A 7,556-nucleotide genomic window follows, 5' to 3' on the forward strand; every position below is an offset into this window, starting at 1 on the left:
CGAATGGCTGCTGACCGCCCTGCGCTTGGCCGACCGGCTGATTCCGCACCGGGCCTGGATCTTCGGCTATCAGCTCTACCTGCGGGATATGCGGTCACGCGCGCGACGCGGCCGACGGATCGTCTAGATGGGCCGTCTAACGGGGAAGGTTGCCATCATCACCGGCGCCGGCTCCGGTATCGGGTGGGCCGCCGCCCGGCGATTCGCCGACGAAGGAGCCGGCGTCGTCTGCGCCGACATCAGCGGGCAGGAACGCGAAATCGCCCGGCTGCTGGGCGAAGTCGCATTGCCGGTAAGCGTCGACGTGACCAAGTCCGCCGACGTGCAACGCATGGTCGCCACCGCCGTCGAGTCCTTCGGGCGGCTCGACATTCTGCTCAACAATGCCGGCTTCGGCGGGCCGCATGCGGCGCTGGCCGATATTGACGAGGCGACCTTTGACACCATCCTGGCGATCAATCTCAAGGGCGTCTTTCTCGGCATGAAGTACGCGATCCCCGCCATGCTCGACGCCGGCGGCGGCGCGATCGTCAACACTGCTTCGGCGTCTGGGCTGGTCGGGTGGAAGGGCTTGTCCTGCTACGCGGCAGCCAAGGCCGCGGTGGTGCAGATGACGAAATCCGCGGCGCTGGACTACGCGCGAACCAACGTGCGCATCAACGCGATCTGCCCCGGCATGACGTATACCGGCATGGCAGGCGGCAAACCCGACGACGAAGTGCCACCCGGCGACTATCTGCCGACGCCGATGGCGCGTTGGGGTGAGCCGGCGGAACTTGCCTCTGCCGCACTGTTTCTCGCCAGCGACGAGGCCTCGTTCATCACCGGCGCCGCGCTGGCCGTCGACGGCGGCTACTCGGCCAGCGGCCCGCTGCTAAGTAGCGCGAGCAGACGCAAAAGCACCTAAAGCATCGGCGGTGTCGGGTGCCTTTGTTGGGGGCACCTCCCGCTTGCGGGGGACTGCTCGCGCCACCCGGGGTGCCCAGGAAGGCTTAACGGCGGCGGAACCGCTCGCGCAGTTCCGGGTCGTCCTCCCACCACAACTTCGATTTGGCGGCCGATGTGGTGGTCGATTCGCTGTGCGCGGTCTGACCCCCGGCGGCGTCAGCGGTGTCCAGCTCAGCATCGATCTGCAGCGCCTGCGCCTTTTCGTCGCGGGACAGCGCACGCATCAACAGCAGCACAAAAGGCAGGCCGACCACATCTCCGAGAATCCATAAGACGCCGGCTCCGATCGTCTGATCCAGCCGCGGATCCGGGCCCCAGGAGCGGTGCACACCCGAGTAATACGCGGTGCCGATCAGCGAGCCCTGCCATATCACCAACCCGAGGACTCCATCGCCGAGAGTTTCGGCGACACTGATCAGCAACGAGATCAGCTGAGAGTATCTGCGCGGCACGGGATCTGCTTGCAGACGCGCATAGAAGTAACCAAAGCCTACTAATACCAACATAATTCGGGTAGGCGCGCCCACCCATTCGTGCTGCAGTGCCGCGGTGTACCAGGGCGTCATGTACAGCAGCCACGGCGTGCCGAGCATTGCAAGCGACGTGGTGATCGGGTGGGTGAGCACCCGCGCCGCTGGGGTCGCCAAAAGAGTATCGATTCGGTCGCGACCGGCTGGGCTCAGCGCATTGCGCACCAGGGTGATCGGCTTGCTCTGCGCGAGAAAGAACGGCACCAGGTAAAGAAGCAGGAGTACCTGCAGCGCTCGCATCCAGAACAGGATGTACGCATAGGCACCGACAGCGCTGATCGTGGCCAGCGCCCACAGAAGGACGCCGAGGACGAAACACCACAGCTGCGCGGGTTCGGTCGGTTGCCCACGGTCGCGGGCGCGCCGGTGCAACCACGCGTAGGCGCAAGCCAGCAGCACAATAGCCGTCGCGGAGCTCAGGTCCAGGTGCCATGTTCGAATCAGGGCGGCCGAAGTCAGCGGCCCGGGATCGGCGACCATGACCATCAGGGTATTGCCGCTCGGCGTGCCACGGCCAAAGGTGGTTAGGCGGCCAGCGGCCGGTCGGCGCCGACTATCGTGTCGACTCATGACCTTCCCAGCGCTGAACCATGTCGCGTTCACAGTGCGCGACTTCAACGTGAGCGGCCCCTGGTACCGCCGCCTTTTCGGCACTGACCCGATAGCCGACGAAGACTCCGGCGCCGGCTACCGACACCAGGTGTGGTTGCTGGACGGCGGCACGCTGTTCGGTATCCACCAGCATGACCGCGAGATCCCCGACGAGACATTCAGCGAGTTTCGCGCCGGCCTGGACCACGTCGCCTTCGGCTGCGCCAACCGCGCCGAACTGGAGCAATGGGTGACGAAGCTGGACGAGCTCGGCATCGAACACGGCGGCATCGTCGACGCAGACTATGGCTCGGGGCTGAGCTTCCGCGACCCCGACGGCATCGCCTTGGAGTTCTTCGCGCTTCCCTAGCGCACTGCTTACCGGACCGCCGCGAAGAACTTCCGGACGTCCTCGACGAACAACTCCGGTTGCTCGAACGCGGCGAAATGTCCGCCACGCGGCATGTCGGTCCAGTGGGTGATGTTGTAGACCGGCTCGCACCAGCTGCGCGGGGCCTTGAGCAGCTCGCCGGGGAAAGCCGCTACCCCGGTGGGCAATTCGACGCGATCGCCGCCACCCCACACCTGAAAGCTCTCCCAATACAGGCGGGCCGAGGAAGCCGCGGTGCCGGTCACCCAATACACCATCACGTTGTCGAGCAGCTCATCCCGGCTGAACACGTTCTCGGGGTTGCCGTCGCAGTCCGACCATGCCCAGAACTTCTCGACGATCCACGCCAGTTGTCCCACTGGCGAATCGACCAACGCGTAGCCCACCGTCTGCGGACGGGTGGACTGCTGTTTGGAATAGCCGGTACCCCACTTCCGGTGTTCGGCCAGCGAGGTCATAGCACGCAGCTCCTCCTCGGTTGGGTTGGCCATCGCTTCCTTCGTGGGCCTGCCGACCGGCATGTTCAGATGGATGGCCGCGCAATGCCCGCGATTGCGGCCGATCTGCGTGGTGACCGCCGCGCCCCAGTCGCCGCCCTGGGCGCCGTAACGCTGGTAGCCGAGATCCAGCATCAGGGTCTCCCACACCTCGGCGATCTTCTCGACTCCCCACCCGGTGTGGCTGGGCTTGCCGGAAAAGCCGTACCCCGGAAGCGACGGACACACCACATGGAACGCGTCCTCGGCGCGCCCACCGAACGCCGTCGGATTGGTCAGCGGCTCAATCACCTTGTGAAACTCCACAATTGAGCCCGGCCAACCGTGCGTGATCACCAACGGAAACGCATCCTCGTGCGGAGAGCGCTGATGAATGAAGTGAATGTCCAACCCGTCGATCTCGGAGACGAACTGGTCAAACCGGTTCAGCGCCGCCTCACGCGAGCGCCAGTCATACCCGTCAGCCCAGTAGGCGGCCAACTCCCGCGTGAACGCCAACGGGATGCCCTGGCTCCAGTCATCCACACATTCGGCCTCGGGCCACCGGGTGCGCGCCAACCGGGAGCGCAGGTCGTCAAGAACGTCATCGGGAACGTCAATGCGAAACGACTTCACCCGTTCATAGTGCCGGGTCCGGCGCGAGCCAGGCACAGCACCCGGCGTACCGCCGCGGCGAGCGCGCGCAAATGTACGCGGATGATGGCATTTTGCCGTACATTTGCGGCCGCTCGGCACGCTGCGCGCCCTACAGCTTGGCGACCTTCTCGGCGATCTGGTGGGCGATGTCGACCGCAGCGCCGGGCGGCGGATTGGTAGCGCATGCCGCGACGTCGACGACGATGTTGTTGCTCGCAGTCAGTGCGCGCTCGCAGGCCCAGCCGTTGCCGCCCTGCAGTGTGTCGGTGGTGGTCAGGGTGCCGTTGGCGTTGTCGATCGGCCCCATCGTGAAAATCTTGTCCGGCCCGCCCGGCGAGATGACGCGGTATTCGTGGTTGGCGCAGAGCGGCCAGAACTGGGCCGACGCTTTGAAGAAGCTCGCGGCGCCGCCGGCGTTCGGAAACGACACCACCGCCTGACTGACGTGATGGGCGAAGTTAGGCACGGGTTCCTGGAGTTCCTGTGACCGCACACCGTTCCACCCGCTGTTGGCGTAGATCGTGGACTCCGCCGGTTGGGTGAATCGGCAATTCTTGTCCGGCTTTCCGGCGCTGGTATCGGTCATTTGCGTGTACGTCGTCTTGACCGGTACCTCGGCAGGGGCGGCCATGGCCGAGCCGATCTCGGCCGGACTGAGCAACAGCCCGTCGAGGGCGTCTGCGGCGACCGGCGGCCGCGATGGCGCTGCAGTCGTGGTGGATGTGGTGGTCGGTGCCGTGGTCTGCCCGCCGCCGCAGCCCGCTATCAGAGCGACGACGGCGATGGCGAAAGCCAACCGTCTCGAAAGACTCAGCCCCCCTTGCCGTTTGGTCATGGGCGTTAGAAGGTAAGCCGCACGGAGGCCATCACCAGTCCTCCGCAAGCCGTTCGCTCAGCTCGCCTTGGGCCCGCTCGAGTTCGGTCACGCGCTTGTCCGCTACCCGGATCAGCTCGCGGACGTGCTCCATCAGCTCACGCATATCGGCGCGCATCGCATCCACTGCGGCATATAGGTCGGCTTTGGTCGCCGGCTGCTGATCCGACGCGGCCGACCGCACCGGCGGTGCTGTCCGTCCCGCCGTCTGCCCCACCCCGTTGGCGCCCTGAAAATCGGATGGCTCGTTCACGCCCCCGACCTTGCCACACCCTATCTAACTGGGCAAACAGCAGCGGCGTGGCGACTTTCGAACTCCCAAGAGGCGGCACGTCACGCCGGCTAGAGCGCGGGTAGCTCCACCACGCGATTGTTGAGGGTGTCGACGACGTAGACGTTGCCCGCTTTGTCCAGAGCGACACCCGATGGGTTGCTGGAACCGTCGAGCGGTAGCTCGGTCGACCCTGCCCCCAGCATCATGAGTCGCTTGTTGTCGTGGTCGACGACATACACGTTGCCCGCGGCATCCACCGCCACGCCCCAGGCGAGAGGAACCGGGCTGGGGCTCAACGCCAGCGAATTCGGAGTTTTCGATCCCGCGGTCAATTTCACCACCCGCACGATGTCGGCGACATACACACTGCCCGCGGCGTCCACCGCCACCCCGACCGGGAACTTGAGATCGCCGAACGGCACTACGCTTTCGGTGTTCGAGAAAGCAGTCAGCATTACCACCCGTTTGTTGCCCGCGTCGGTGACGTACACGTTGCCCGCCGCGTCCAACGCCACATCGACCGGTGCGACCAGACCGGCGATTGCCAGCTCGGTCTGAGGTTGCGAGCCCGCGATTTTCACGATCCGATTGTTGTCCTTGTCGGCGACGTAAACGCCGCCCGCGGCATCCACCGCAACACCCCAGGGTTTGTTCAGACCCGTGAATGGAAGCACCGTCTGCGCACCCGAAGCCGCGTCCAACTTCAGCACCCGGTTGTGTCCGGTGTCGGTGACATACAGGCCGCCCGCGGCATCGGCGGCCACACCCATGGGCCGGTCGAGGCCGGAGAAGGGCACCACGCGTTGGGGACGGTATCCCACGTGGGCCGGCGCGGTCGAGGAGCTGGGCGCCGCGGGCTGGGAGCCCGATCCCCCGCATCCAGCGAGAAGGACCGAGAATGCCATCCCGGCAAAAGCCAACCGAATCACGTCGATTCCTTGGGTTAAACGCCCTACCGGCGAGCCTAACGTCAGTTGCCGGGCGGGACCGGTAGATCCGGACAGGCCGGAATGTAGTCGATGTCCGGCGCCACCCATACCCGCCACTGCTCTTTGCTCATATTGGTGGTCAGTTTGGCGCACAACGTTTCGGCATCGCCGCCGTGCTGGGCTGCGGGCTCGCCGTCGACGACGTCCCATAACCGCGCTTTGTGATCCTGGCTGGCCGTGGCCAGTCGGCGCCCGTCCGGGCTAAACGCCACACCGTGGACTGCGTCCGTGTGCCCGACGAGGGTCTCAGGCGCGCCGGCACGCCATATTTGCACCGTGCGGTCATAGCTGGCGCTGGCCAGCCGCTGGCCGTCCGGGCTGAACGACACGTCGCAGACCACCTCGGTGTGCCCGGTGTGGGGCTTGCCGATGGGCTGACCGCTGGCCGCGTCCCACAGTCGCACCATGCGATCGCGCCCGGCGCTGGCCAGCCGCTTGCCATCCGGGCTGAATTTCACCACCCACACCGTGTCAGCGTGCCCGGTCAGGGGTTTGCCGACAGGCTGGCCGCTTTCCGCGTTCCAGACCCGCACCGTCTCATCGCCGCTGGCGCTGGCCAGCCGCCGCCCGTCCGGGCTGTAGGCGACGCAGTACACAACGCCGGTGTGCCCGGTGAGGGGCCGGCCGATGGGCCGGCCGGTGGCCGCGTCCGTGTCCCACAACCGAACTGTCCTGTCGTCGCCGGCGCCTGAAGAAAGCCTCCCACTTGACCGCCGGCGGCAGCAGTGCGGTGACCGGTTTCGGTGGAGCGCCCAGCGCCGTCCCTACCGGCGTGCCGGTCATCACGAGATCGACCGCCCCCAAACGCTGGAATCGCGTGAGTGCCTGCAATGCCTGTAGCGGTTTGTAGATCATGTCGCCCTCGACGAGCATGTTCTGCCGCACTTCGCCGTTCACCCGCAATCGCAGGCGCAGATCGCAGAAACGCTTGGGCTCGTCGGCGTCGAGCAGGACCAGGGCCGGGCCGACCGGGGTAAACGTCGGATACGACTTGGCCTAATAGCTCGTAGTCGAGGAGCTTGACGTGCCGGGGCTTGACGATGTCGTCGAAGGGTCCGCTGATCGACTGCGACGCCTTGCGAAAGAAGGTCAGTGGGACGCTCTTTGGGTCCATCCCGGCGCCTTTGACGTGCGACGCGTAGTTGGTCAGCTGCGCCACCACGCGACACGGGGCGGTCACCGGAGAGACCAGGCCGAGGCTGTGTACCGGTACGGCGCCTAAGCTGTGTGCGGCGACCTCGCAATGGCCGCCCGGTCGGCCAGCAGCTCACCGGTGGTTCCGGCCAGAGTAGCGATTTCGGCTGCGCCGTAATCAGTTTGGACCCACCAGGAGCCGTCGGTCGAAGGATTGAGGTGGTAATGAGTCAGCTCCTTTCACGGGGCCGGTGAAGCCGTTGGTATCGAATCCGTTTTCGCCGCATAGTGCTGCTCCGAATATGGCCGCCGTGTCTTCAGATCAAATTCACTGGAAGGTCAGTGCTTCCTCGGTTCCTGCCTCTTTGAGGCTGGCGATGTCCTTGAACCCGCAGATCGCCAAACACAGATCCAGCTCGGCCAGGAAAGATTTCAGGTAATGGGTCAAGCTCTCGGCGCCACCATAGGACATGGCGTACGCGTAGGACCGGCCGATGCCGACGGCCGTCGCGCCCAATGCCAACGCGATGACGGCATCTGTGGCGCTACGTATACCTCCGTCGAACATCACCGGAGTGGAACCCGCCGCGGCGACAACCCCGGGCAGTAGCTGAAGAGTCGGTATCCCCGAATTCGCCTGGCGACCGCCGTGATTGGTGCAGTACAGTACGTCGGCGCCATTGTCTATCGCC

At 65.5% G+C, this 7,556-nt stretch carries 9 protein-coding genes and 1 pseudogene; 2 read left to right on the forward strand and 8 right to left on the reverse strand.

What is annotated here, in order from left to right:
• The first annotated feature begins 127 nt into the window (after window positions 1–127).
• Window positions 128–907 (forward strand): SDR family oxidoreductase, encoded by a 780-nt coding sequence (locus VML93_RS34305; RefSeq protein WP_325617638.1) that lies wholly within the window; start codon window positions 128–130, stop codon window positions 905–907.
• 85 nt (window positions 908–992) lie between these two features.
• Here the strand turns inward: VML93_RS34305 and VML93_RS34310 are convergent, their stop codons facing one another.
• Window positions 993–1,964, reverse strand: a complete 972-nt coding sequence (locus VML93_RS34310; protein ID WP_414686523.1) for a cytochrome c oxidase assembly protein — start codon at window positions 1,962–1,964, stop codon at window positions 993–995.
• 82 nt (window positions 1,965–2,046) lie between these two features.
• Here VML93_RS34310 and VML93_RS34315 point away from each other — a divergent pair, with 82 nt between their 5' ends.
• Window positions 2,047–2,439: a VOC family protein gene (locus tag VML93_RS34315; protein ID WP_325617642.1), complete on the forward strand. Its 393-nt coding sequence runs from the start codon at window positions 2,047–2,049 to the stop codon at window positions 2,437–2,439.
• 8 nt (window positions 2,440–2,447) lie between these two features.
• Here VML93_RS34315 and VML93_RS34320 read toward each other — a convergent pair whose 3' ends face one another.
• From VML93_RS34320 to VML93_RS34350, 7 genes and pseudogenes are all read right to left on the reverse strand, one after another.
• On the reverse strand, window positions 2,448–3,572 hold the full coding sequence (locus VML93_RS34320) for an epoxide hydrolase family protein (protein ID WP_325617644.1): 1,125 nt from the start codon (window positions 3,570–3,572) through the stop codon (window positions 2,448–2,450).
• Between the two features lie 130 nt (window positions 3,573–3,702).
• On the reverse strand, window positions 3,703–4,428 hold the full coding sequence (locus tag VML93_RS34325; RefSeq protein WP_325617646.1) for a sensor domain-containing protein: 726 nt from the start codon (window positions 4,426–4,428) through the stop codon (window positions 3,703–3,705).
• Window positions 4,429–4,459: 31 nt separating this feature from the next.
• The gene (locus VML93_RS34330; protein ID WP_325617648.1) at window positions 4,460–4,720 is read right to left on the reverse strand and encodes a hypothetical protein; all 261 of its coding nucleotides are present in this window, start codon (window positions 4,718–4,720) and stop codon (window positions 4,460–4,462) included.
• Between the two features lie 89 nt (window positions 4,721–4,809).
• Window positions 4,810–5,670 (reverse strand): NHL repeat-containing protein, encoded by an 861-nt coding sequence (locus VML93_RS34335; protein WP_325617650.1) that lies wholly within the window; start codon window positions 5,668–5,670, stop codon window positions 4,810–4,812.
• 41 nt (window positions 5,671–5,711) lie between these two features.
• Window positions 5,712–6,392, reverse strand: coding sequence for a WD40 repeat domain-containing protein (locus tag VML93_RS34340; protein ID WP_325617652.1), 681 nt, complete (start codon window positions 6,390–6,392; stop codon window positions 5,712–5,714).
• A 19-nt stretch (window positions 6,393–6,411) separates the two neighbouring features.
• Window positions 6,412–7,098: pseudogene (locus tag VML93_RS34345) on the reverse strand (fumarylacetoacetate hydrolase family protein); the annotation flags it as partial.
• Between the two features lie 94 nt (window positions 7,099–7,192).
• A partial coding sequence (locus VML93_RS34350; protein ID WP_325617654.1) for an alpha-hydroxy-acid oxidizing protein occupies window positions 7,193–7,556 on the reverse strand: 364 nt, incomplete at its 5' end.

It is taken from the genome of Mycobacterium sp. (assembly GCF_035499775.1).
Lineage (GTDB): Bacteria > Actinomycetota > Actinomycetes > Mycobacteriales > Mycobacteriaceae > Mycobacterium.

Bases quoted from the DNA above. Each gene is read 5' to 3' on its own strand.
- VML93_RS34325 (WP_325617646.1), bottom strand. From the start codon at position 4,428: ATGACCAAACGGCAAGGGGGGCTGAGTCTTTCGAGACGGTTGGCTTTC.
- VML93_RS34310 (WP_414686523.1), bottom strand. From the start codon at position 1,964: ATGGTCATGGTCGCCGATCCCGGGCCGCTGACTTCGGCCGCCCTGATT.
- VML93_RS34315 (WP_325617642.1), top strand. From the start codon at position 2,047: ATGACCTTCCCAGCGCTGAACCATGTCGCGTTCACAGTGCGCGACTTC.
- VML93_RS34305 (WP_325617638.1), top strand. From the start codon at position 128: ATGGGCCGTCTAACGGGGAAGGTTGCCATCATCACCGGCGCCGGCTCC.